The sequence below is a fragment of the Aeromonas sobria genome (genome assembly GCF_006243315.1).
Classification (GTDB): domain Bacteria; phylum Pseudomonadota; class Gammaproteobacteria; order Enterobacterales; family Aeromonadaceae; genus Aeromonas; species Aeromonas sobria_A.
Window position 1 is genome coordinate 1 of record NZ_NKWE01000019.1, and the last position, 23566, is coordinate 23566.

A 23566-nucleotide genomic window follows, 5' to 3' on the forward strand; every position below is an offset into this window, starting at 1 on the left:
GCCATCAACTGCTTGAACCGATACATCGCCGTCTCTGCCAGCGAGCGCCGGTGATATCCCGATATCTTCTTCCAGTGCGCTAACCCTTCCTTTCGCATTACCAGTACAGCCTCATTCCGCGGGTGTCCCTTTTTCCATAACCCTGCGTTGTTCTTGCGAGGTGGGATACAAGCTGTCGCCCCTTTACGCAAGATAAGCTGATGGCTGGCTTTGCTGTCATAGGCGCCATCCGCATAAACATGTCCAAGCTTGCGCCGCAAAGAGTTGAGCAGAGTCGGCAGTACCTCGGCATCATGGACATTTTCCAGCGAGACTTCCGCCGCCACGATATCGTGGGTCACCGGGTCTACCGCCAGATGCAACTTGCGCCAGACTCGCCGCTTCTCAGCGCCGTGTTTTCTGACCTTCCACTCGCCTTCACCAAACACCTTCAGCCCGGTTGAGTCGATAACCAAGTCGGTAATGCGCCCCTTTGGGGGCTGTCTATAAGCCACCGTCACCGTACGTGCCCGCTTGCTGACACATAGATGGTTGCCCCGGTTTGCCAAGCCCTCAATCAATGAAAGTGAGTCAGGTTGAGATTGCAGCCATAGATCCGGATTTCACCGAGGCAACAGCCTCTATCCCTGATGGAATTCGCTGACTGGCTCCTCTATCAGCTAAACGCACTTATTAGTGCCCTGTGTCTGTCGGGTTTTGCCAGTCTCGGTCTGACCTGCCTCGCCATCACGTCATGATCGCCCGTGCAATCGGTGGTACTTTCTAACGCTGGTTGTTAACTCGATACTTTGTCACGCTTGCGATGAAACACAGTTCTTTTGCTGACTATTGTGCTCAGGCCGCTACTGCGTAATCAGCATCGTACTCGCGCTCATGGGCAAGTAATGCCCAGATGATGCGTGCATTCTTGTTGGCCAGTGCCACTACCGTTACATTATGGTTACGTCGCTCCATGACCCCCGCAAGCCAGCTTCCTGCGTACCCCGTCTTACGCTCAGCGACCCGGAGCACGGCGCGAGCACTGTGGATCAGCAGTGTGCGTAAATAGATGTCACCGCGTTTGCTTATCCCCAATAGGGTCGGCTTGCCGCCGCTGGAATATTGCTTGGGTACCAAGCCCAGCTAGGCTGCTAGCTGGCGGCCATTTTCGAACTGCTTTGCATCGCCGATAGACGCAACCAGTGCACTGGCCGTGAGAGGACCAATACCTGGCATCTTAGCCAGCTTCTGGCTTGCCGAGTTTTCTTTGTGCCAACACCAGATCTGCTCTTCCAGTTCATTCACCTGCTTGGTGAGCTCTTTGAGGTGCTCCCCTAAACGCTCAATTAATTGACGAAAAGTTCCGGGTAGGTCGTTCTCTGCGTCCTCCAGGATCTCGGGCAATCGTGGGCTAATGTGTGCAATACCTTTAGGGACAATGATGCCATGTTCTGCCAGCAGACCCCTGATTTGATTAGCTTGCGCCGTTCTGGCTTTGACGAACCCTTGCCTTGCGCGATGTAGCGACAACACGGCTAACTGCTCGCCATTTTTTATTGGCACAAACCGCATATTGGGTCGGGTGACGGCTTCGCAGATAGCTTCTGCATCCGCAGCATCGTTCTTGTTGGTCTTCACATAGGGCTTCACGAACTGCGGCGCCATCAGTTTGACGGTATGCCCCATTCCTTGCAGTTTATTGGCCCAGTAATGGGCACTGCCGCATGCCTCCATGCCGATCAGGCTAGGAGGAAGATTGCTAAAGAATGAGAGCATCTGATCCCGCTTCAACTGTCGCTTGAGGGTCGTCTTGCCATGTTGATCAACGCCATGTAATTGGAAGAGATGTTTTGCCAGATCGATGCCGATAGTCGTAGCTTTCATGGTGGTCGCCTCTCTCATCAGTGGGAACTTACATTCGCCACTTTGGCACTCAGATGCCGTTTTGGGGAGGGGCGACCATCCCATTAGCTATAGCACAACGGCACATTTCGAACAGCGAGTCGAGTAGTCCCTGAGTGGCCCGCAGAGTGAGGTTGAAAATCCCCTTGAGCATCAGGAAGGTACAGATGGTCTGGTCAGTGTAAAGCTGGCTGCGGCCCCGCCGCCCATGATGGTCGTGGTGAAACCAGTTGCTCATGGCCTCGGCATCAACCCAGAAGGTGAGTGAACCACGATTAATCAAAGACTTGTTGTATTGAGGCCAGTTGGTGATGGGGTGAAGCGACGTGCCCATGATGCAGACTTGAAGAGGATGGTGGTGATCAGATCACCGCGCCCTCAGTTAGTTCCATTCAAGCTGCATCGATTTGGGCAACAACGCCGATATCCACTTGTTCAAGCGCATAACGATCACTTACCGATACATCGGTTAAGGATTCCAGATTGCCAGCATAGGTGAGTTTATCAAGGTTGATAACGGAATCCTGAGTATCACGGATGATATAGCGCACAACTGCAGAGCCGATAAAGCCTGCGCCACCGGTCACTAAAATTTTCATAGGAAATATGCTCTTATAACAGAAGGAGGATTCATTTGAGATCAAGATTGTTGCTCGGGGGAAATACGATGCAGGAACTCAAAGGAGTGCATAGATATTTGCAATCTAATACATATCACCGGATGGGCAGGGCGCTCATTATTTGAGCTCAAATCGACAAAGGACATGGCTACCGCACTGGGTTGCAGCCCCCAGTTTGCTGATTTTAACCACATTGCTCAAGCTGTTGGTCATCATGTCCTCCAGCATTTAATTGTATTTTTGGCGCTATGCATCGCTAGGCGATCACAGATTTATCGTGATATTGCACACCACACAGACCCGATTTGATGGCGGATTCTATCTCGTATCCCCCCCATATGAACAGCAAAAACTACCTCATTGGGGGTCAATTTGAAGCTGAACACGAGGCCGATCACAGCCAGCTCGTACGTTCTGCTACTTACTCGAACAATCGGTAAAACGAACCTATCGGCAAGCTCAGAAAAAACAGGGCAACCCATAGGGTTGCCCTGCTTGATTGTCAGCCAGACCAAACTAAGCTGGCTGTTTATTGCTCGTAGCTCAGATCTGCCTCACCTGCCGCCCATCAGTCATGTTTTGACTCATGGGCATGGGTCAGGCGCGCTTCTTTGCTGCTGTGTTTGGTGAAGTAACGCATCACCAGCACGAAGAACAGCGGTACAAAGAAGATAGCCAGCACGGTGGCGCTGATCATCCCCCCCATCACGCCGGTACCGATGGCGTTGCGGCTGCTGGCGCCAGCGCCGGAGCTGATCACCAGCGGCAGCACCCCGAGAATAAAGGCGAGCGAGGTCATCAGGATCGGGCGCAGCCGCAGACGCGCCGCCTCCACCACGGCTTCACCCAACCCCATCCCCTTGTCATAGAGCTCTTTGGCAAATTCCACGATCAAAATCGCGTTCTTCGCCGACAAACCTATGGTGGTCAGCAGGCCCACCTGGAAGTAAACATCGTTTTCCAGCCCCCGCAGGGTGGCAGCCAGAATGGCCCCCAGCACCCCAAGCGGCACCACCAGCATCACCGAGAACGGAATGCTCCAGCTCTCGTAGAGGGCCGCCAGACAGAGGAACACCACCAGCAAGGAGATAGCGTACAGCGCGGGTGCCTGTGAACCAGCCTGACGCTCCTGGAAGGAGAGCCCGGTCCACTCGATACCCACCCCTTCCGGCAGCTGTTTCACCATCTGCTCGATGGCGGCCATGGCATCACCAGTACTCTTGCCGGGCGCCGCTTCACCGACGATCTCCATCGCCGGAACGCCGTTGTAGCGCTCCAGACGCGGCGAGCCGAAGCTCCACTCGCTGCTGGCAAAGGCGGAGAAGGGCACCATCTGACCGGCACTGTTGCGCACATACCAGAGCTTGAGATCTTCCGGGTTCATCCGGAAGGGGGCATCCGCCTGCAGGTAGACCTTCTTGATCCGGCCACGGTCGACGAAGTCATTGACGTAGGACGAACCCCAGGCTGCAGCCAGGGTGTTGTTGATATCCGCGATGGAGAGCCCCTGCGCCAGCGCCTTCTCGTAGTCGATCTTGATATCGAGCTGCGGCGTATCTTCCATCCCGTTCGGGCGCACCCGCACCAGGGTGGGATCCTGCGCCGCCATGCCGAGCAGCTGGTTACGCGCTGCCATCAGCTTGTCGTGACCGATACCGCCGCGATCCTGCAGGAAGAAGTCAAAACCGGTCGCCGTCCCCAGTTCCGGGATCGGAGGCAGGTTGAAGGCGAACACTTGCGCCTCCTTGATGCTGAACAGATAGCCCATGGCACGACCGATGATGGCATTGGCGCTGCGATCCGGGCTCTTGCGCTCGCTCCAGTCCTTGAGCTTGATAAAGGCCATACCCGCGTTCTGGCCACTACCGGCGAAGCTGAAGCCCGACACGGTCAGCACAGAATCAACGTTATCCTTCTCGTTTTTCAGGAAGTAGTCGCGCATGTCTGCCAGCACCACCTCGGTGCGCTGCTTGGTGGCACCTACCGGCAGTTGCACCATGGACATGATGACCCCCTGATCCTCTTCCGGCAGGAAGGAGGTGGGCATCCGCATAAACAGCACCGCCAGTACCGCCAGCATGGCGCCGTAGATCAGGCTGTAACGCACGCCCTGCTTGATCACCTTGCGCACGCCGCTCTGATAGCGGTTGGTACCGGCATCAAAGGCGCGGTTGAACCAGCCGAAGAAGCCGCGCTTGGCACCAAACTCGCCATGTTTCATCGGCTTGAGCAGGGTGGCGCAGAGCGCCGGGGTCAGGATCAACGCCACCAGCACCGACAGCACCATGGCCGAGACGATGGTCAGCGAGAACTGGCGATAGATGGCGCCGGTCGAGCCGCCGAAGAAGGCCATCGGCACAAACACCGCGGAGAGCACCAGGGCGATCCCCACCAGCGCGCCGGTGATCTGGGTCATCGACTTGCGGGTCGCTTCCAGCGGGGAGAGATCCTCCTCACTCATCAGGCGCTCCACGTTCTCCACCACCACGATGGCGTCATCCACCAACAGGCCGATGGCCAGCACCATACCGAACATGGTGAGGGTGTTGATGGAGAAGCCGAACGCCGCCATCACCCCGAAGGTACCGAGCAGTACCACCGGCACCGCAATGGTCGGGATAAGGGTGGCGCGGAAGTTCTGCAGGAACAGATACATAACGCAGAACACCAGGAAGATCGCCTCGATCAGGGTCTGCACCACCTCCTCAATGGAGATCTGCACAAACGGCGTGGTGTCGTAGGGGTAGACGATCTCCATGTTGGCCGGGAAGTAATCCGACAACTCATTGAGCTTGGCCCGCACCTTCTCGGCGGTATCCAGCGCGTTGGCACCGGTGGCCAGCTTGATGGCGACCGCCGCGGTGGACTGGCCATTGTAGAGCGCCTCGGCGTCATAGCTTTCGCCCGCCAGCTCGACCCGTGCCACGTCTTTGAGCCGTACCTTGGAGCCATCCTGATTCACCCGCAGCAGGATGTCGTTGAACTGCTCCACGGAAGAGAGACGAGTCTGCCCCATGATGGTGGCGGTGAACTGCTGATCTTTCACCGATGGTGTGCCGCCCAGCTTGCCGAACGCCACCTGGGCGTTCTGCGCCTTGATGGCCGCCTGCACATCAACCGGTGTCATCTGCACCCGGTTGAGCTTGTTGGGATCGAGCCACACCCGCATGGAGTATTGGCTGCCGAACAGGGTGATTTCGCCCACCCCGTCCAGACGGCTCAGGGGCTCCTTGATGTTGGAAACCACATAGTCCGCCAGATCGTCGTTCTTCATGCTGCCATCGCTGGAGATGAAGGCGGCCACCATCAGGAAGCTGCTGGAGGTCTTCTGTACCCGGATCCCCTGCTGTTGCACCTCTTGCGGCAGCAGTGACATCGCCTGCTGCAGCTTGTTCTGCACCTGCACCTGGGCGATATCAGGATCGGTCCCCGGCTGGAAGGTGAGGGTTACCGACACCCGACCCGCAGAGTCAGACTGGGAGGACATGTAGAGCAGGTGATCCAGCCCGGTCATGTTCTGTTCGATGATCTGGGTTACCGAGTCTTCCACCGTTTTGGCAGACGCCCCCGGATAGCTGGCAGAAATACTGACCGCCGGCGGCGCAATGCTCGGATACTGGGCGACCGGCAGTTTGATAATGGCCAGGCTGCCCGCCAGCATGATCACCAACGCGATCACCCAGGCAAAAATGGGTCTGTCTATGAAAAATCGAGCCATGAGGCGACTACTCCATCCTACTTGTTGGCCGGGGTGTTGGAAGACGCCTGAGCAGACGGTGCATCAGCACCCTGCTCAGCGGGATTAACCACGGCGCCCGGTCGTACTTTCTGCAAACCAGCCACGATCACCCGCTCGCCAGAGGTGAGCCCTGACTCCACCACCCAGTTGCTGCCGACGACCCGGCTCAGCTGCACGTTGCGCAGCTCCACCTTGTTGTCAGTGGTCACTACCATCACGGTGGCTCCGCCATTGGGGGTACGGGAGACCGCGGTTTGCGGCACCAGCAGCCCTTGCGCCCGCTCACCCTCTTGCAGGGTGGCACGCATAAACATGCCTGGCAGCAGCAGTTGATGAGGGTTGGGCACAATCACCCGCAGGGTCACCATGCCGGAGGTCTCATCCACGGTCACGTCGGAGAACTGCAACGAGCCCTCTTCGCCATAGGTGCTGCCATCTTCCAGCTGGAAGGTCACCTTGGCCCCTTTCTGCTCGTCCTGGGTCAGCTTGCCCTCGGCGACCAGTCGCTTGAGGCGCAGCAGATCAGCGGTGGACTGGCGCACATCCACATACATGGGGTCGAGCTGCTGGATGGCAGTGAAGCTATCCGCCTGCTGGGCTGTCACCAGCGCACCCTCGGTCACCGCAGATTTGCCGATGCGACCACTGATGGGGGCTGTGATGCGGGTGTAACCGAGATTGATCTCGGCGGTGCGCAGGGCAGCCTTGCTCGCCATGATCTCCGCCTTGGCCTGCTTCCAGCTGGCATCGGCGTCGTCATAGTCCTGACGACTGATGGAGTTGACCTTGAGCAGCTCCTGATAACGTTTGGCTTTGAAGCGGGCACTCTGCTCGTTGGCCTCGGCCTTGGCCACATTGGCCCTGGCGCTGGCGACCGCCGCCTGATATACAGCCGGATCGATCTGATAGAGCAGATCACCCGCCTTCACATCGCTCCCCTCGGTAAAGAGGCGCTTGAGGATGATGCCGCTCACCTGCGGACGCACTTCGGCCACCCGCAGCGGGGCGCTGCGGCCGGTCAGCTCAGTGGTCAACATCAGCGGGCCACTCTGCAGGGTCACCACGTTGACCGCAGCGGGGGGCATGCCGCCCTGTCCTTGGGGCGCGCCGCCCTTGTCACCACAACCTGCCAGCAAGCCTGTAGCCAGCAAGGCAAGACCAACTGAACGAGCAAGAATATGTTTATGCATGAAACACCTGAGCCTTTGCCAGTCAATGAACAATCAGGGCCACATGGGCCCTGTTGGTAAATAGTCTAAAGTTGAGGCAATATACATACATTCATAAATGTATGTAAGTGACTTTTTACTTGCATGAGGCACAGATTTCAATGGCCAGACGAACCAAAGAAGAGGCGCAGCAGACCCGCGGCCATATCATGAACACGGCGCTGGATCTGTTCTGCTCTCAGGGCCTGGCCAAGACCAGCCTGACCGACATCGCCAGGGCGGCCGACCTGACGCGCGGAGCCATCTATTGGCACTTCAAGAACAAGGACGAGCTCTTCATTTCGCTCTGGGAAGAGCTCTGCAGCCCCCTCGCCCACCAGCTCGATGCCTGCCTCAATACCGATGAGGCGGATCCGCTGGGACAACTGCGTCTCTTCTTCGAAGGGGTGCTCCACAATTTCATCCACAATCCGGCCCAGCGGCAGATGTTCACCATCCTGTTCAATCTCGAATCGCTGGAAGGGGAAGCCATCTCCCTGCGCGAACATATCCGCAGCCAGTCCGGCCACTTTTTTCAGGATCTGGAGACAACCTTGGCCAATGCGATACGACGGGGCCAGCTGCCTGCCAACCTCAACCTGCAGCGCGCCGCCACCCTGCTCCACTGCACCCTGGATGGCTACATCATCAACTGGCTCCACTTTCCGGGGCGGATCGACCTGCAGGGCGAGTCCGGCTTCCTGATAGAGAGCATGTTCACCATGCTGGCCCAGCCCAACGGGCCTGCTTGCGGCCGCTAACGGCAACCGGCAACCGGCAACCCCAATGTGCCCCCACAAACCGGGGCCTGACCGCGCACTTTGGCAGTCAGGCCCCGATTTGTTAAAGTGTGCCCCCCTGCTTGAGGTAACCCCTGTGCCACACTCTGACGCCATCCCCGCTTCCCAACCATTGAACGACCAGCACGCCCACGCTCGGGCCACCTTTATGGCGCGCCTCAAACCCGGCGCTCACCTGCTCAATGGTCAATGCGGCACGGGGGAGGATCTGCGCTGGCTGCGTGCTGAAGGGTATGTGGTCACTGCCTGTGAAGAGGGGTTGGCCGACGCCAAAATCGCCTCGCAGCAATCCGGACAAGCGGTGCGGGTCGGCACCTTGGCTCGGATGCACTCGGTGCTCCCTTACGATGGCATCTGGCTGAGTCGCCCTCTTGATAGCGAAGCGGCCACCCTCGCCCCCCTGTTGCAACAACTGGCGACCCTGCTCAAAGCGGGCGCCCCGCTCTGTTTCCCCTTGCAGCCAAGCGGCGAGATGAGCCACGACCAGCTAACGCCGCATCTGCAGCAACTGGTCACCACATCCGGGATAGCGCTGCAACCGGCCCCAATGGGGGCCGCATCTGCCAGCACACCACCATACGCCAGTCAAAACGCCAGCCACTACGTCATGTTGCTGCGTGGCGATCATCCGGCCATCTAACGGGCTAATTCATCACGGATTTTTCAGTTCAACGCCAAACCGACAGCCAGTCGGCGATCTTGGCTATCGACAATATTTAACTCGGCGTTAACGCAGCAAAGGCAGACATAACACGGTTTATGTGTTAGAAAGTGTGATTAATATAAAAATTTAATAACAAAACAGACAATACAACCAACTCCGGATTTCCTTATGAAACTTGTCCTGAAACTCATTGCTGGCATCCTTGCCGGTCTCTTGCTCGGTCTCTACGCCCCTGAGTGGGTGGCGCGCGTGCTGTTTACGGCCAAGACGGTGATAGGTCAGCTGATCACCTTCACCATTCCGCTCATCATTCTGTTCTTTATCATGAGCGGCATCGCCAGCCTGCCGAAAAACTCCGGCAAGCTGCTGGGCAAAACCGTGGCCCTCTCCTACTGCTCCACCATTCTGGCGGGGCTGTTCGCCTTTACCGTGGCGAGCCACCTGATCCCGCAGCTCACCACCGCGGCCGAGCCCACCACGGCCACGGCTATCAAGCTCGCCTCCTACGTCAATCTGGAGATCCCGCCGCTGTTTGGCGTGATGTCGGCCCTGGCCGCTGCCTTCGTGTTCGGCATCGGCATCAGCGCCACCCAGGCCACCGATCTGCGCCGGGTCGCCGATCAGGGCCGTGACATCATCGACCGCCTGCTGGCCAAGGTGATCATCCCGCTGCTGCCGTTCTATATCGCCGGGGTCTTTGTCGAGATGACGGTAGAAGGCACCGTATTCGCCACCCTGAAAACCTTCGGCGTGGTGCTGGTGATGGCGATCCTGATGCACTGGATCTGGCTCTCGTTGCTGTTTATCGGCACCGGTCTGGCCCTTGGCCGCTCACCGGCCCAACTCATCAAGAACATGCTGCCCGCCTACTTCACCGCGCTGGGGACCATGTCGAGCGCCGCCACTATTCCGGTCGCCCTGCAATCGAGCAAGAACAACGGGGTGAGCGACGGTATCGCCAACTTTACCGTACCGCTGTGCGCCACCATTCACCTCTGTGGCTCCACCATCACCCTGGTGACCTGCGCCACCGCGGTGATGTTCCTCTCCGAGCATCTGGCCATTCCGGGCATCGAGACCATGCTCCCCTTCATCATGATGCTGGGGGTGATCATGATTGCCGCCCCGGGCGCCCCGGGTGGTGGCGTGATGTCGGCGCTGGGCCTGCTCACCTCCATGCTGGGCTTCGGTGAAGCGTCCATCGCCCTGATGATCGCCCTCTATCTGGCGCAAGACAGCTTCGGCACCGCCTGCAACGTCACCGGTGACGGCGTGATTGCCCTGTGGGCGGATCGCTTCGCCAACGGCAACGAGAGCGCAGCCCCTGTGGCCGAGGCCGAACAGGCGTAAGCTCGCCGGGAAGGCACCCGCCATCCGCTGTAAAAACCACAGGCCCGAACCATGTTCGGGCCTGTGTCGTTTCTGCCTCCTTCTCTGCTCTTCCCGGTTCTTCTCTGCCTTTCTCTTTCCCCCTTTACCCCTCTCTGCCGTAAACAGCACTGGCGCAGCCCCCTGCACCCGACAAAAATATTGGCATATGCCAGATACAGGCGTATATGTAGCATATGCCAATTAGGAGCCACCATGCCAAGACCCAAGATTGCCCGCCAGATCTGTGGCCGCCCCGCCAACAGCTGCTTCAAACCCAACGGCCGCCCCATGCATCAGCTGGAGCAGGTCACGCTGGCCCCTGACGAGTTCGAGGCGCTGCGCCTCGTCGACCTTCAAGGAATGCAGCAGCAGGAGGCCGCCCTAGTGATGGGCGTCTCCCGTCAGACCCTGGCCAATATCCTGAAAAAAGGGCGCAACAAGGTGGTGGAGTGTCTGAGTCTGGGCAAGGCGTTGATGATGCAACCCGCCGAGCCCGACCACCCAGCCAGTGGAGAAGAGCCGACATGAATGCAGTAACAACCATAACCACAAGCCCCTGCAACAGCGCCCTGATGCTGAGTCAGGGCATGCTAGCCGGGCACTTTACTCGTGCCGAGCAGTTGCAGATCCTAAGCCCCGAGGGGAACGTCATCATAACCCTTGCCAATCCGGCCGCCGCCGAAGGCTGTCACGGCAAGCAGGGATTGCTCGACGCCCTCGCCCATCATCAAGTGAGTCAGGTGGTGGTGCGCAATATCGGCGAGCGGATGCTGGGGCGCCTGCTGGCGGCCAATATCCGGGTGCTGCAGTGCCTCTCTGCCCGCCTGCCGCTGCCCGCGCTGCTGGCCCCCGCCAATCTGCAACTACTCACAGATGCCAGTCAGGGCCGCCCATCTCGCCGTCATCAGAGCAAGTCGGCGATCCGTGCCATCCAGCCTGTTGGCGCAGGCCATGCCAATTGCCATGGTGGCTGCAACAGTGGATCCGATCACTGTTGCGCCAGTGTTGGCAATCAGGCAGATAGCCCGCGGCAAGGCCATACTTGTTGTCACGGCAGTGAGGGCGCCCATCAACAGAGCGGTTGCTGTCATCAGCATTAATGCCATCACAGTGCATGTCATCACCACCAAGGAGAAAAGATCATGTCCATTTGGTTGTTGAGTCTGCTCGCCTCGTTCGTGCTGATCCTGGCCATGGGCACCATCATCTGGTGGCGCCAATACCAGCTTGCCCAGAAGCGAGCAGATAAAGAGGTGCGCCCCTGTGGCTGTTCCAGCGCCTGCGCTGATCATCTCTACCAAATCAACGAGCCGCCGCCCAAGTCATAAGCAGGCAGCTAATGGCGCGCTCAATGGCACGGCCACTGATACAAACCGATAAGCAAAGGGGACGCCTGATCGCGTCCCCTTTACTTAAAAGCAGCTGTTTATCACAGCTCGCCCTCTATCTACTTTTCCGACGGTAATCCCCCCGACAACCTTACCCACTCTGTTTTATGTTGCCCTTTTTAGCCCGCACTCTTTACCAAAGTGGGTCAATCCTCCTCGGCACCGGCTTCTGTTGAGGCAACCGGATCCTGGTACTGCAGATAGATGGCGTGAAAAGCGGCTTTGTTGTGCACTGCTGCTGCGACACAGACAGGATCAAACTGGCTACCGGCATGCTCCTCCAGATAGGCAAACGCCGTCTCGAATGGCCAGGGCTGCTTGTAGGGGCGCCCACTCGCCAGGGCATCAAACACATCAGCCACGGCGACAATACGGGCCTCCAGCGGGATAGCCTCCCCCGCCAGCCTCTGCGGATAGCCAGTGCCGTCAAAGCGCTCATGATGAAAGGTGATGATATTGCTCAGCATGTCGGTGTGATGAATGCCATCGAGGCCAAACTCGTTGATCATCAGGCTGATCATCTCCCGCCCCTTGCCGGGATGGATCTTCATGGTCTCGAACTCTTCCGGCGTCAGCTTGCCCGGCTTGAGCAGGATGGCATCCGGCACCGCAATTTTGCCGATGTCGTGCAGCTCAGAGAAGAGATAGATAAACTCCACCTCCTCATCGCTCAGTCCACAGGTCGGGGCCAGCGTCTTGGCGATCAGCCTGGAATAAGCCGACATCCGGTGCAGATGGTTGGCGGTCTCCTCATCCCGATAACGACTGAACTCACGGGCAGTCGCCAGCACACCACCAAGGGTATGAATTGAACCAAACTCTACTGCGATGATGGCAGACAGCACCTGGGCATAGGCTGACAGCTCTCTGCGGATCGGCTCATCGAAATAACCCGGTTCTATTGCATCGCAAAACAGAAAACCAAACAGCTTGCTGTTGAACAGCAGTGGCTCGGTATAACTGGAGGCATAACCCGCATCCAGCAGCTTGCGGCTGTGCTCCGAACCTGAGTGGCGCAGCACATCGAGATTGCCGATCACCCGGGGCTGCTTGTGCTCCGCCAGATAGCGCAGGGAAGGTACATCACTCAGCTTCACTTCATACTGCACCAGCGGAGAGTGCCCCTCGGTGCTGTGGGCGAAGGTCTTGAGCTGATCCGTATGCTGGTCGTAAATCGCGATGGCCACCCGACCCAACTTGTCAAAGCGCTGCCTGAGCGTGGCGTGCAGATTCTGCACTCTCTCGTCAAATGAATGTTCCATCCCCATCTCCATCCGTACAGCTTTGATAGGAGTATAGTGACCCCCATCCTGGCGGACCTGTCATATTAACCACGAAATCAATAGTAGTGGTGCGCACAGCAGGACTAATCGCCCTCACATCACGCCATCACTGGCATTAGCCGGTACGATTTGACCCTATCGAAGATATTGTTCGGTTCTGCCATGCTGGCTGTATAGTTTTTGGTTAACCATTCCGGTAAAATTCGCGCCCTTAAAGAAGAGCCACCTAAGAGTGATTGAGCGATGTCCAACACAAAACAGGCCCCCAAAGTAGGATTCGTCTCCTTGGGTTGCCCCAAAAATCTGGTCGATTCAGAACGCATCCTGACCCAGCTGCGTACCGAAGGGTACGATGTGGTGCCCAGCTATGACGATGCCGAGCTGGTCGTCGTCAACACCTGCGGCTTTATCGACAGCGCGGTGCAAGAGTCGCTGGAAGCGATCGGTGAAGCGTTGGCCGAAAACGGCAAGGTGATTGTTACCGGTTGCCTCGGCGCCAAAGAGAACCAGATCCGCGAGATCCACCCCAAGGTGCTCGAGATTACTGGTCCCCACGCCTATGAAGAGGTGCTGAGCCACGTCCACAAATATGTAGCCAAGCCGGAGCACAATCCCTTCACCAGCCTGGTGCCCGCTCACGGTGTAAAACTGACACCGCGCCACTACGCCTATCTGAAGATTTCTGAAGGCTGCAACCACCGCTGTACTTTCTGTATCATCCCCTCCATGCGCGGTGATCTGGTGAGCCGTCCCATCGGCGAAGTGCTGGCCGAAGCCAAGCGCCTGAAAGAGGCGGGCGTAAAGGAGATCCTGGTGATCTCTCAGGACACCTCCGCTTACGGCGTTGATCTGAAGCACCGCACCGGTTTTTACGATGGCATGCCGGTCAAGACCAGCATGGTCGCCCTGTGCGAAGAGCTGGCCAAGCTCGATATCTGGGTGCGTCTGCACTACGTCTACCCCTACCCGCACGTAGATGACGTCATCCCGTTGATGCGCGATGGCAAGGTATTGCCCTACCTCGATATTCCACTGCAACACGCCAGCCCGCGCATCCTCAAACTGATGAAGCGCCCGGGTACTGTCGAACGCACTCTGGAGCGCATTCAGAAGTGGCGTGAAATCTGCCCCGAGATCACCCTGCGTTCTACCTTTATCGTCGGCTTCCCCGGCGAGACCGAAGAAGAGTTCCAGATGCTGCTGGACTTCATCGACAAGGCGGAGCTGGATCGGGTCGGCTGCTTCAAATACAGCCCGGTTGAAGGGGCATTGGCCAACGAGCTGCCGGATCCGGTGCCGGCAGAGATTCAGGAAGAGCGCTTCCAGCGCTTTATGGAGCTGCAACAGCAGGTCTCTATCCGCAAGCTGGCCCGCCGAGTCGGTAAAGAGATGATGGTACTTATCGACGAAGTGGACGAAGAGGGCGCCACCGGCCGATCCTTCGCTGACGCACCGGAGATAGACGGTCTGGTCTACCTCAACGGTGAAACCAGCCTAAAGCCAGGTGATATGGTCAAGGTGCGGATTGATGAATCTGACGAATACGATCTGTGGGCGAGCCTGATCAGCTAAGCCACTGGAAATATCAAAAAAGCGCCTGCGGGCGCTTTTTTATATTCTGATGTTGCACCATACAGCACGAGAAAAGTGCGGCGAACCAGTTAGCCACATTCACCATGCCACTACAATGCTACTGCAGGTACTGCAGGTACTGCAGGTACTGCAGGTACTGCATCAATATCTCTGCCAGTTTCTACACATTAATGTGAACACAACAGGCCCAATAAAGTTCAGGAAGGCCATTGCCTTCCTGAATCCTCAAGAGCGACCTTTGCGCAACGATATCAAGAGCTCTGCTTCTGCCTTTGGCAACTCGCATTCACTCATGACCTCATCCAGATCAGCACCCAGTTCGACCATCTTGGCTGCACGACTGTAAAGCCGTCGTTCGGGATCTTGCATTGTCAGCTCTTGCTGACGATCATTGACCTGCTGCATTGTCCCTTCTACTGACTGCAAGCGCTGCCCCATGCCTATCGCCCCGGTATGAAGCTCCATCATCTGCTTGCGCAAGCTCTCTAGTTGACCCTGCAGGGTCGTCACGCTCGCCTCGGACTCCTGTTTGTTCCGCTTGCTTTGGAACCAGATATAAAAAGCAAACAGCAAGGCAATCAGGGACAACCCCAAGGCAACTATCTCGATTATCAAAACATCACCTTATTCATCAGAGGGAACCGATATCTTCCCACTCTTCATCAGAGAGCAGCTTGTTCAAGTCAACCAGGATCAACAGTTGCCCATCACGGTTACTGACCCCCTGAATGAACTTGGCGCTCTCCTCGGTCCCGACAGCGGGTGCTGCATCAATTTCAGAGGAACGCAGATAAACAACTTCCGCCACACTGTCCACCATGATGCCGATGACCTGCTTTTCGGCCTCGATGATCACAATGCGAGAATTTTCACTGACATCACCGGATGGCAAGCCAAAACGGGAGCGCGTATCGATGACAGTCACCACATTGCCACGCAGGTTGATGATCCCTAGCACATACTCGGGCGCACCAGGAACAGGCGCGATTTCGGTGTAGCGCAACACTTCCTGAACCTGCATCACATTGATGCCATAGGTTTCGTTTTCCAGTTGAAAGGTTACCCATTGCAGCACTTCATCTTCGGCCAGATTCTGTGCGATATTGCGCTTTCCTGTCATGTTTTTATTCCTTTTATGAAAATGTCTACTGCTAAAACTAGCAATAAAACAGCTCGATTGCAGAAGTTATCAGCGACCTTCTATGTTAACCCCACGCTCCAATAACAAGAGCAGTTCACGGACATGTAGCAGGGCGCACATTTTTTCTTTGACCATGCCAGCCAACCAGGGGCGCTTACCCTCCTGATGTCGCCACTTCACCTGGTCCCGGTGTAATAACTCGGTTCCTTTCAGATGATGACAGGCTAGTCCCCAAGGGGATTCACCGAGCATAATCAAATATTTGTAACTATCCATCTCCAGATGCTGGCCGGGCATGACCCACTGGGCCGTATCTACCACATTCATCTTCTGCTCGCGGGAAGTCATGAGCCCCTTGTACCAAGCTGGTTGGCCGAAGAGGGAGGTGATCTCGCCCAACTGATGGATCCCGCCAAGTTCGGTCAGAGGAACAGCGAAAGTAACGCCAGCGACTTCAAAAAATAGCGCCTGAAACTCTTTGCCGGTATCAATATTCTCCCAGACAACCGGAGCGCTAGCTTCTATCGGAGCTACCTCCAGCGCGGTCTCGGTCAGGATAGTGGTATGTGGTTCCACGACCGCAGGAGACATGATCTCTGCAGGCCATTCCTGTTCTACCGGTAACAATGACTCTTCGGTTACTATCTCCAGCGGAGCTGTAACTGTGACCTCATGCGTAAACAGATCATTTTCGAACTGAACTTGCCCAACCTGTGCAAGCAACTCTCCCAACTGGGCAAGACGCGGGTCATTCTCCAGATAGGGGGCCACCACCAGATCAGGTATGCTCTTGCGCTGCATCTGCAGTACTGGTGTCGGCGGCTCCTCCTCCACCTCATCCGGAACCAGCGGCTCGTCGAGTAGCAAGGAGTGAAAATAGTCATCCATCGCCCGCACTTGGATGGTATCGCTCATGGCATTACCTCATGCATTCGCTGCCGCTCGAGGGAGTCTAGATAATTGAGCAGTGTCTCGTAGGCATAAGTCCCACGGCTCCCGGGGGAATAAATGGACGGTGGAATATGCAGCAAGCTGGCATCGCGAAACTTGGTATCAATCGGGATCACTGCATTCCATACCGAGTCACCGTATTGATCCTTGATCGATTTCAAGGTCATCAGAGAGGCGCGTGTTCGTTTATCAAACATGGTCGGGATAACGGTATAACGAAACTTGTCCCGCTTGGAACGCTGCATAATCTCGAATGTTTTCATCATTCTTTCCAGCCCCTTCAGAGCCAGAAATTCGGTCTGGACAGGCACTAGAATGCGATCACAAGCAGCCAACGCATTGACCATCATCACCCCCAGTACTGGCGGGCAATCGATTAACACATAGTCGTACTGATCTTGAATCCGTAACAGCGCTCGCTTGATAACCAGTCCCATCCCCTCCCGATTACCCATCACTCTATCCAGCGTGGCAAGGGTTATTGAGGCCGGCAATAGGTGAATATTCTCGAACTGGGTTCGCAGTGTGAGTTTATTGACCAGCTCGGCGGTCGGTTTGACCGCTTGAAACAACTCATAGAGGGTGCCATCCAGCCGATCCGAATCAAAGTCAAGATAAGCGGTCAGGGACGCATGAGGATCAGTGTCTATCAACAGCACCCGTTGGCCACGTTGGGCCAGGATCCCGGCAATCGAGACCACTGTGGTGGTTTTACCCACTCCCCCCTTTTGGTTGGCAACCGTCCAAACAATCACGTTATCAATCCTGCCTTGTTGTTATGCGTATGCCACCACCGGGCAAGGAGATCACCTTGATCTTTCCCACATCCACTGCATTGTTCACTGCTGGTGCCGGTTCAGCAGCCACCGGGCTGACAACGGCAGGAGCAGGGGGCACCCAGGCAAACTTCGAAATAGCGACCACCACTTTGCGATTCTGTAACCGCCCCTGCTCGCTACCATTGTCGGCGAAGGGGGAAAACTCACCATATGCTTCGAAAGCCAGCCGCTGGGGGGCAATGCCATTTGTGACCAAGCCACTGAGCACTGCCTCTGCTCTCGCGGCAGAAAGCACCCAATTCGAGCGATAAATTTCATTATTAATCTGTTGGTTATCTGTATAGCCCCTGACTCTTACATAGTTATCGACCGGTTTTAGAATACTTGAAAGAGTATTAATGATGGGCGCTGCATTTGGTCCCATGAAGGCGCTACCGCTGCTAAACAGCAATCCGGAGCTCAGTTCTATGGTCAACCAGTTTTCATCTTGCGTCAGTTTGACGATCCCTGCGTCCACCAACGATCCCATGCTCTGTTGCAACTGCACATCGAGAGTGGCCAGTGTGGTGCCATCTTGCTGGATAGGAATACCAGAAATAGGGGCAAGTGAAGGGGCTTGCGCTGCAGGTCCGTCCAATAGTGAAGGTTCAGCAGAAACAGCATTGTTTAGCAGTGTATTGCCTTGGCCGTCCAACACACCGGCGTTATGGGAGGGGACTACATTAAATGCCTGGCTCATGCCATCAATGACTGCACGATATTTGTCCTTATTTACTAGCGCCACGGAATAGAGCACCACAAAAAGAGCAAAGATCAGCGTCATATAATCGGCATAGGAGACCAGCCAGCGATCAAGATGATCACCTCCCTGCAAGTGCAACCGATAGCGCTTGCGCATGGTTACTCTCCCTTCAGATAGGCCCTGAGCCGACGTTCAACCTGCATACCATTCTCCCCATGAGCGATGGCCAACAGCCCTTCGAGAGTCATCTCCTGAAACAGTCCGTAGTGGTAGTGAAAGGCGCGTAACCGGTTGGCGATGGGCAGATAGATCAGGTTGGCAAACCCCACACCATAAATGGTTGCTACAAATGCCACTGCGATACCAGCCCCCAATACTGAAGGATCTTCCAGATGAAACATGGCCTGGATCAAGCCCAGCACGGCACCGATGATCCCGATGGTCGGACTGTATCCGCCCATGGACTCGAATACCCTGGCAGCATGCTCATTGCGCTCCTGTTCGATATCGATGTCTGCTTCAAGCAACATACGAATATCGTCGGTAGATACACCATCAACAATCATACCAAGCCCTTGACGGGTAAAGTTGTCCTCTTCCTGCTCGGCTTGGTTCTCTAGCGCCAGCAACCCCTGCTGGCGAGCGAAAACAGCCCAGGATTGCAGCCGCTCGGCTTGCACAGAAAGATCTTGTCGCGGGGGGGTAACAATCCATAACAGTTGCCGCAGAGCCAGCAGGATATATTTGGCGGGAGTCTGCAATATCACGGCGCCGAAGGTGCCGCCCAGCACAATCAGGAAGGCCGGCCCATCCACCAGAGTCAGCAGTGAGCCGCCATGCCACAGCTGGGCAATAGCCATAGCCCCCAACGCCAGGAGCAGACCAAGCAACCCCATGATTAGCGCCCCAACTCAACCAGAATACGCTGGGCCACTTTGTCCAGAGGAAGTGATTCGCTGGCAATACCCGCTTTGGCAACAGCCTGCGGCATGCCATACACCACGCAGGAAGCCTCATCCTGTGCCCAGATGGTAGAGCCCTGCTCTTTCAGCAGTCGAGCACCATCACGACCATCAGCCCCCATTCCCGTCAGCACTATGGCTAGCACCTTATCGCCATAGGTTTTGGCGGCAGAAGCAAAGGTGATATCCACGCAAGGCTTGTAGTTCACCTTATCATTGCCATCAATGATCCGGATGCGGGCACCGGCGCCACGCCCCTCTAGCAACATCTGCTTGCCACCGGGAGCCAGGTAGGCATGACCTGGTTTGAGCACATCACCATCCTCGGCTTCCTTGACGCCAATTTGGCACAGACCATTAAGCCGAGCAGCAAACGCAGCCGTGAAGGTCGCGGGCATATGTTGAATAAGCAGGATCGGATGAGGGAAATCCCCAGGCAACTTGGTCAGCACATTTTGCAGTGCCACAGGCCCACCGGTAGAAGTACCAATCGCCACCAGCTGGTATGTCTTGCCACTGCGCTTGAATGACGCTGTTGTAGCAGGGCGCAGCGAATCAGCTTGACGCTCCGTAGCCCTGGGCGCGGCACTACCCAATGGAGTGCGAGCAACAGGCTCCGGAGCTTTGGGACGAGCAGACGGAGCCATCAAGAAGCGCTTGCGGGAGATCTCCTTCACCCGCTGCTGCAACAATTTGACCGCCTCGTCCTTGTCTCTGGCGATGTCCTCAAACTTTTTGGGCAAAAAGTCGAGAGCTCCGGCATCCAGCGCATCAAGGGTTGATTTAGCCCCCTCATGGGTCAGGGAGGAGAACATCAGAATGGGGGTCGGACACTTTGCCATGATCTCCCGCACCGCACTGATGCCATCCATCACGGGCATCTCGATGTCCATGGTGATCACATCAGGGCGCAGCAAGAGCGCCTTGTCCACCGCTTCCCGTCCATTCTGGGCCGTGTCGATCACCGTCAGCATAGGATCCTGATTGATGATTTCACTTACCCGACGGCGAAAGAAGCTCGAGTCGTCGACAACTAATACCTTGACTGCCATTGTTATTTTTCTAACTCCTTGGGCCTGAGCTATTAATGTCTACGCGCATATGCTTTGAGCAGACTCGGCACATCCAAAATCAGGGCAATCCCGCCATCACTGGTAATAGTTGCGCCAGCCATACCGGGCGTGCCTTGCAACAGGTTATCCAGGGGCTTGATCACTACCTCTTCTTGGCCAATCAGGCTATCGACTACAAAGCCAATTTGCTGAGTGCCGATCTGCACGATCACCACATGGCCAGTATCCTGACGAGAGCGCTTGTTGGAGCCGCGGATCAACCATTTATGCAAATAAAAGAGCGGTATCGCCTTGTCACGCACAATGATGGTGAGTTGACCATCAACCATGTTGGCTTTTTTCAGATCCAGGTGAAAAATCTCGTTCACGCAGCCAAGGGGCAACGCAAAGGTCTGCTCACCCACTTCCACCATCAGGGTCGGCAGGATTGCCAGCGTCAGGGGAACCTTGATCTCAAGACGGGTGCCTTTACCCCAAGTTGAATCGATATGCACCGAACCGTTGAGGCTGACAATGCTGGTTTTTACCACGTCCATCCCGACACCACGGCCGGAGATGTCCGAGATCTCTGATTTTGTCGAAAAACCCGGAGCAAAAATCAGGTTATAGGCATCATTGTCACTCATTCGAGCAGCACTATCTGCATCCAGTACACCACGATTGATGGCAATGGACTTGAGCTTCTCAGGATCCATTCCCGCCCCATCATCTTCGATGCAGAGCAGAATATGATCGCCTTGCTGGGAAGCACTCAGGGTAATCGTCCCCTGCCGAGGCTTGCCTGCCTTTTCGCGCACATCCGGCATTTCGACCCCGTGGTCGCAAGAGTTGCGCACCAGGTGAACAAGCGGATCTGCCAGTGCTTCCACCAGGTTCTTATCCAGATCGGTCTCTTCACCGACCATGACCAACTCAATGTCCTTTTTGAGAGTACGCGCCAGATCTCGCACCACGCGCGGGAAGCGACCAAATACCTTCTTGATTGGCTGCATGCGGGTTTTCATCACCGCACCTTGCAGGTCAGCAGTCACCACATCCAGATTGGCGACCGCCTTTGACATGTCTTCATCGTTACTCGCAATCCCCAAGCTCACCAAGCGGTTACGCACCAGTACCAACTCGCCCACCATGTTCATGATGACATCCAGGGTCTTGGTATCTACACGTACAGTGGTATCGCTTTGCACTGCATTTTCGGCGGGCGCGGCCTTGGCAACTGGGGCTGGCGCTTTTACGGGTGCCTCTACGGGTTTGGCAGGGGAAACGGGCGCCGGTTTACTGACCGGCACTGCAGGTGGGATAGGCGCGGCCTGCTTAGGTGGTGCCGGTGGCGTAACCGCAACAGGAGGCTGTGCAGCAGCCATTGTGGTTTGAGGTGCCTGACCACGCCCATGCAACTCATCAAGCAGACGTTCGAACTCATCATCATCGATCAGTGCATCAACCTCTTTTTGCACCGATGCCAATGGATTAACCTCTGGCGCTCCAATATGTGCGCCTTGACCATGGAGCTGGTCCAAGAGGGCTTCAAACTCATCATCAGTAATATCACCGGTACCACCGGCAACAGGGGCCGAGACCGCAGCAACCGGAGTTGGCGCGCCTCCGGCACCATGCAACTCATCCAGCAGACGTTCAAATTCATCTGCTGAAATTTCATCTATAGAGCCACCGCCATTAACAGGCAAGGGTTCAGCGATCACCTCTAGCTCGACAGCCGCTTCGACGATCTCCGCTGATCCAGTGCTCTCGGTTGGCGAACTATTATTCGCCGAAGCAGTTAGCAACTGCTCCTCGCCCTCCGGCTTGCAGAGTTCATGTAAGTCATGCAGGACTTCAGCAGAAGCGGGGCTTGGCGGTTCGCGGTTTTGAACTTGGGCGAACATGACGTTAATGGCATCCAGCGCTTGCAGGATTACATCCATCAACTCAGCGGTGACTGAACGTTTACCATTGCGCAAGATATCGAATACGTTCTCCGCACCGTGGCATACGTCAACCAGTTCACCCAACGACAGAAACCCTGCTCCACCTTTTACGGTATGGAAACCACGAAAGATGGCATTTAACAGGTTCTTGTCATCAGGCCGCTTTTCCAAGTCGACCAGTTGTTCAGACAACTGTTCCAATATTTCGGATGCTTCGACCAGAAAGTCTTGCAGTATGTCTTCATCAACTTCGAAGGCCATGCGTCACTCCATTAGAATCCCAGGCTAGACAGCAGATCGTCCACATCATCCTGACCATTAACCACATCGGCACGCGTCTCAGGGTTCATGATGGGGCCTTCTGCTTCAATCCCGTTAACAGGAAGGCTGCGAGTTGAATGCTCTGCAGAGGCTTCACCACACATGGTCAGCATTTCAATTAATTTTGTTTCAACTTCCTGAACCAGTTTGATGACCTTGCGGATCATCTGACCGGTCAAATCCTGAAAATCTTGCGCCATCAGGATCTCTGTCAGCAGTTGTCTTAATTTATCGGCATCTGTGGCTGAAGCCTTAATAAAATCATCAAGTTGGTGACATAACGCTTTGAACTGTCCCAGGCTCATGTCGCGGGACATCAACGCATTCCAGTTCGGCAGCACCAGCTGAATATTGTCATTAAGGCGATCCGCTATCGGCAGACTCGCTTCCACTGCATCCATGGTTCGGTTAGCAGCCTTGTCCGTCATATCTATAACGTAGCTGAGGCGTTCCCGCGCATCAGGGATCTCATGCGTAGCCAAATCGGGAATACGGGGGTCGAGACGAAATTCTTGCAGTGAATTATGTAGTTGTCGGGTCAGCTGACCTACTTTGTCAAACAGATCGGCTGCGTTGGGGGCACACACATCGGCAAGCAGTTCATCGGCCAGCTCAAATTCATCCTGTTCTAAATGAGCAACAAGCATCCTTGCCTGGTCGAGCGAAATCATTGCTCTCGTTTTGGCCATCATCCCTGCAGCTCCTTAGCCGATACGTTCAAAAATTTTATCGAGCTTTTCTTTGAGCGTTGCTGCGGTGAAAGGCTTGACGATGTAACCGTTGACGCCAGCCTGTGCGGCTTCGATGATCTGCTCACGCTTGGCTTCCGCCGTGACCATCAGTACCGGCAAATGCTTGAGCTTGTCATCAACGCGAATGGCCTTAAGCAGGTCAATCCCTTGCATGCCGGGCATGTTCCAGTCGGTAACCACAAACTGAAAATCACCGTTTTTCAGCATCGGCAACGCTGTATTGCCATCGTCCGCTTCATGGGTATTGTTGAACCCCAAGTCGCGCAGCAAGTTCTTGATAATCCGGCGCATCGTTGAAAAATCGTCAACAATGAGGATTTTCATGTTCTTGTCCAAAATTCCCTCCTAAATAGCCACCAGAGTGGCTCAC

20 protein-coding genes and 4 pseudogenes are annotated in these 23566 nt (G+C 55.8%); 7 read left to right on the forward strand and 17 right to left on the reverse strand.

Annotated features, from left to right (window positions below; all coding sequences use genetic code 11):
- The 6 genes and pseudogenes from CF137_RS04865 to CF137_RS04890 all read right to left on the reverse strand — a co-directional run.
- A pseudogene (locus tag CF137_RS04865) lies at positions 1-533 on the reverse strand (IS5 family transposase); the annotation flags it as partial.
- A gap of 301 nt (positions 534-834) precedes the next feature.
- Positions 835-1863: pseudogene (locus CF137_RS04870) on the reverse strand (IS110 family RNA-guided transposase).
- Between the two features lie 103 nt (positions 1864-1966).
- A pseudogene (locus tag CF137_RS04875) lies at positions 1967-2215 on the reverse strand (transposase); the annotation flags it as partial.
- Positions 2216-2282: 67 nt separating this feature from the next.
- A pseudogene (locus CF137_RS04880) lies at positions 2283-2480 on the reverse strand (NAD-dependent epimerase/dehydratase family protein); the annotation flags it as partial.
- A 589-nt stretch (positions 2481-3069) separates the two neighbouring features.
- On the reverse strand, positions 3070-6219 hold the full coding sequence (locus tag CF137_RS04885; RefSeq protein ID WP_139718230.1) for an efflux RND transporter permease subunit: 3150 nt from the start codon (positions 6217-6219) through the stop codon (positions 3070-3072).
- Between the two features lie 17 nt (positions 6220-6236).
- On the reverse strand, positions 6237-7430 hold the full coding sequence (locus tag CF137_RS04890; protein WP_139692390.1) for an efflux RND transporter periplasmic adaptor subunit: 1194 nt from the start codon (positions 7428-7430) through the stop codon (positions 6237-6239).
- A 140-nt stretch (positions 7431-7570) separates the two neighbouring features.
- On the opposite strand from CF137_RS04890, the gene CF137_RS04895 reads away from it, so the two are divergent.
- The 6 genes from CF137_RS04895 to CF137_RS04920 all read left to right on the forward strand — a co-directional run bounded on the left by CF137_RS04895 (position 7571) and on the right by CF137_RS04920 (position 11611).
- Positions 7571-8209: a TetR family transcriptional regulator gene (locus tag CF137_RS04895; RefSeq protein WP_139718231.1), complete on the forward strand. Its 639-nt coding sequence runs from the start codon at positions 7571-7573 to the stop codon at positions 8207-8209.
- A gap of 115 nt (positions 8210-8324) precedes the next feature.
- Positions 8325-8888 (forward strand): methyltransferase domain-containing protein, encoded by a 564-nt coding sequence (locus CF137_RS04900; protein ID WP_139718232.1) that lies wholly within the window; start codon positions 8325-8327, stop codon positions 8886-8888.
- 192 nt (positions 8889-9080) lie between these two features.
- Positions 9081-10262, forward strand: a complete 1182-nt coding sequence (locus CF137_RS04905; RefSeq protein WP_139718233.1) for a dicarboxylate/amino acid:cation symporter — start codon at positions 9081-9083, stop codon at positions 10260-10262.
- Between the two features lie 234 nt (positions 10263-10496).
- On the forward strand, positions 10497-10811 hold the full coding sequence (locus tag CF137_RS04910; RefSeq protein ID WP_139718234.1) for a DUF134 domain-containing protein: 315 nt from the start codon (positions 10497-10499) through the stop codon (positions 10809-10811).
- Positions 10808-11383 (forward strand): NifB/NifX family molybdenum-iron cluster-binding protein, encoded by a 576-nt coding sequence (locus CF137_RS04915; RefSeq protein WP_139718235.1) that lies wholly within the window; start codon positions 10808-10810, stop codon positions 11381-11383. Before CF137_RS04910 ends, CF137_RS04915 begins: the two co-directional genes overlap by 4 nt.
- A gap of 42 nt (positions 11384-11425) precedes the next feature.
- The gene (locus CF137_RS04920; protein ID WP_139718236.1) at positions 11426-11611 is read left to right on the forward strand and encodes a hypothetical protein; all 186 of its coding nucleotides are present in this window, start codon (positions 11426-11428) and stop codon (positions 11609-11611) included.
- Positions 11612-11817: 206 nt separating this feature from the next.
- On the opposite strand, the gene CF137_RS04925 is transcribed toward CF137_RS04920, so the two are convergent.
- Positions 11818-12933, reverse strand: a complete 1116-nt coding sequence (locus CF137_RS04925; protein ID WP_139718237.1) for an HD domain-containing phosphohydrolase — start codon at positions 12931-12933, stop codon at positions 11818-11820.
- Between the two features lie 264 nt (positions 12934-13197).
- Between CF137_RS04925 and rimO the strand changes: the two genes are divergently transcribed.
- Positions 13198-14526 carry a 30S ribosomal protein S12 methylthiotransferase RimO gene (gene rimO / locus CF137_RS04930; RefSeq protein WP_139718238.1) on the forward strand — a complete coding sequence of 443 codons (1329 nt, stop codon included), beginning with the start codon at positions 13198-13200 and terminating at the stop codon, positions 14524-14526.
- Positions 14527-14772: 246 nt separating this feature from the next.
- Here rimO and CF137_RS04935 read toward each other — a convergent pair whose 3' ends face one another.
- The 10 genes from CF137_RS04935 to cheY all read right to left on the reverse strand — a co-directional run bounded on the left by CF137_RS04935 (position 14773) and on the right by cheY (position 23520).
- Positions 14773-15159: a DUF2802 domain-containing protein gene (locus CF137_RS04935; RefSeq protein WP_139718305.1), complete on the reverse strand. Its 387-nt coding sequence runs from the start codon at positions 15157-15159 to the stop codon at positions 14773-14775.
- 19 nt (positions 15160-15178) lie between these two features.
- Positions 15179-15667 carry a chemotaxis protein CheW gene (locus CF137_RS04940; RefSeq protein WP_042020306.1) on the reverse strand — a complete coding sequence of 163 codons (489 nt, stop codon included), beginning with the start codon at positions 15665-15667 and terminating at the stop codon, positions 15179-15181.
- Between the two features lie 69 nt (positions 15668-15736).
- The gene (locus tag CF137_RS04945; protein ID WP_139718239.1) at positions 15737-16603 is read right to left on the reverse strand and encodes a chemotaxis protein CheW; all 867 of its coding nucleotides are present in this window, start codon (positions 16601-16603) and stop codon (positions 15737-15739) included.
- Positions 16600-17394: a ParA family protein gene (locus tag CF137_RS04950; RefSeq protein WP_042020303.1), complete on the reverse strand. Its 795-nt coding sequence runs from the start codon at positions 17392-17394 to the stop codon at positions 16600-16602. Before CF137_RS04950 ends, CF137_RS04945 begins: the two co-directional genes overlap by 4 nt.
- Positions 17395-17398: 4 nt before the next feature.
- Positions 17399-18316: a flagellar motor protein MotB gene (locus tag CF137_RS04955; protein WP_139718240.1), complete on the reverse strand. Its 918-nt coding sequence runs from the start codon at positions 18314-18316 to the stop codon at positions 17399-17401.
- A gap of 2 nt (positions 18317-18318) precedes the next feature.
- Positions 18319-19056 (reverse strand): flagellar motor protein, encoded by a 738-nt coding sequence (locus tag CF137_RS04960; RefSeq protein WP_162515848.1) that lies wholly within the window; start codon positions 19054-19056, stop codon positions 18319-18321.
- A gap of 2 nt (positions 19057-19058) precedes the next feature.
- Positions 19059-20174, reverse strand: coding sequence for a protein-glutamate methylesterase/protein-glutamine glutaminase (locus CF137_RS04965; protein WP_139718241.1), 1116 nt, complete (start codon positions 20172-20174; stop codon positions 19059-19061).
- Between the two features lie 32 nt (positions 20175-20206).
- Positions 20207-22384: a chemotaxis protein CheA gene (locus tag CF137_RS04970; protein WP_139718242.1), complete on the reverse strand. Its 2178-nt coding sequence runs from the start codon at positions 22382-22384 to the stop codon at positions 20207-20209.
- A gap of 11 nt (positions 22385-22395) precedes the next feature.
- Positions 22396-23136, reverse strand: a complete 741-nt coding sequence (locus tag CF137_RS04975; protein WP_101319331.1) for a protein phosphatase CheZ — start codon at positions 23134-23136, stop codon at positions 22396-22398.
- 12 nt (positions 23137-23148) lie between these two features.
- On the reverse strand, positions 23149-23520 hold the full coding sequence (gene cheY, locus CF137_RS04980; protein ID WP_005298814.1) for a chemotaxis response regulator CheY: 372 nt from the start codon (positions 23518-23520) through the stop codon (positions 23149-23151).
- Positions 23521-23566 lie beyond the last annotated feature (46 nt).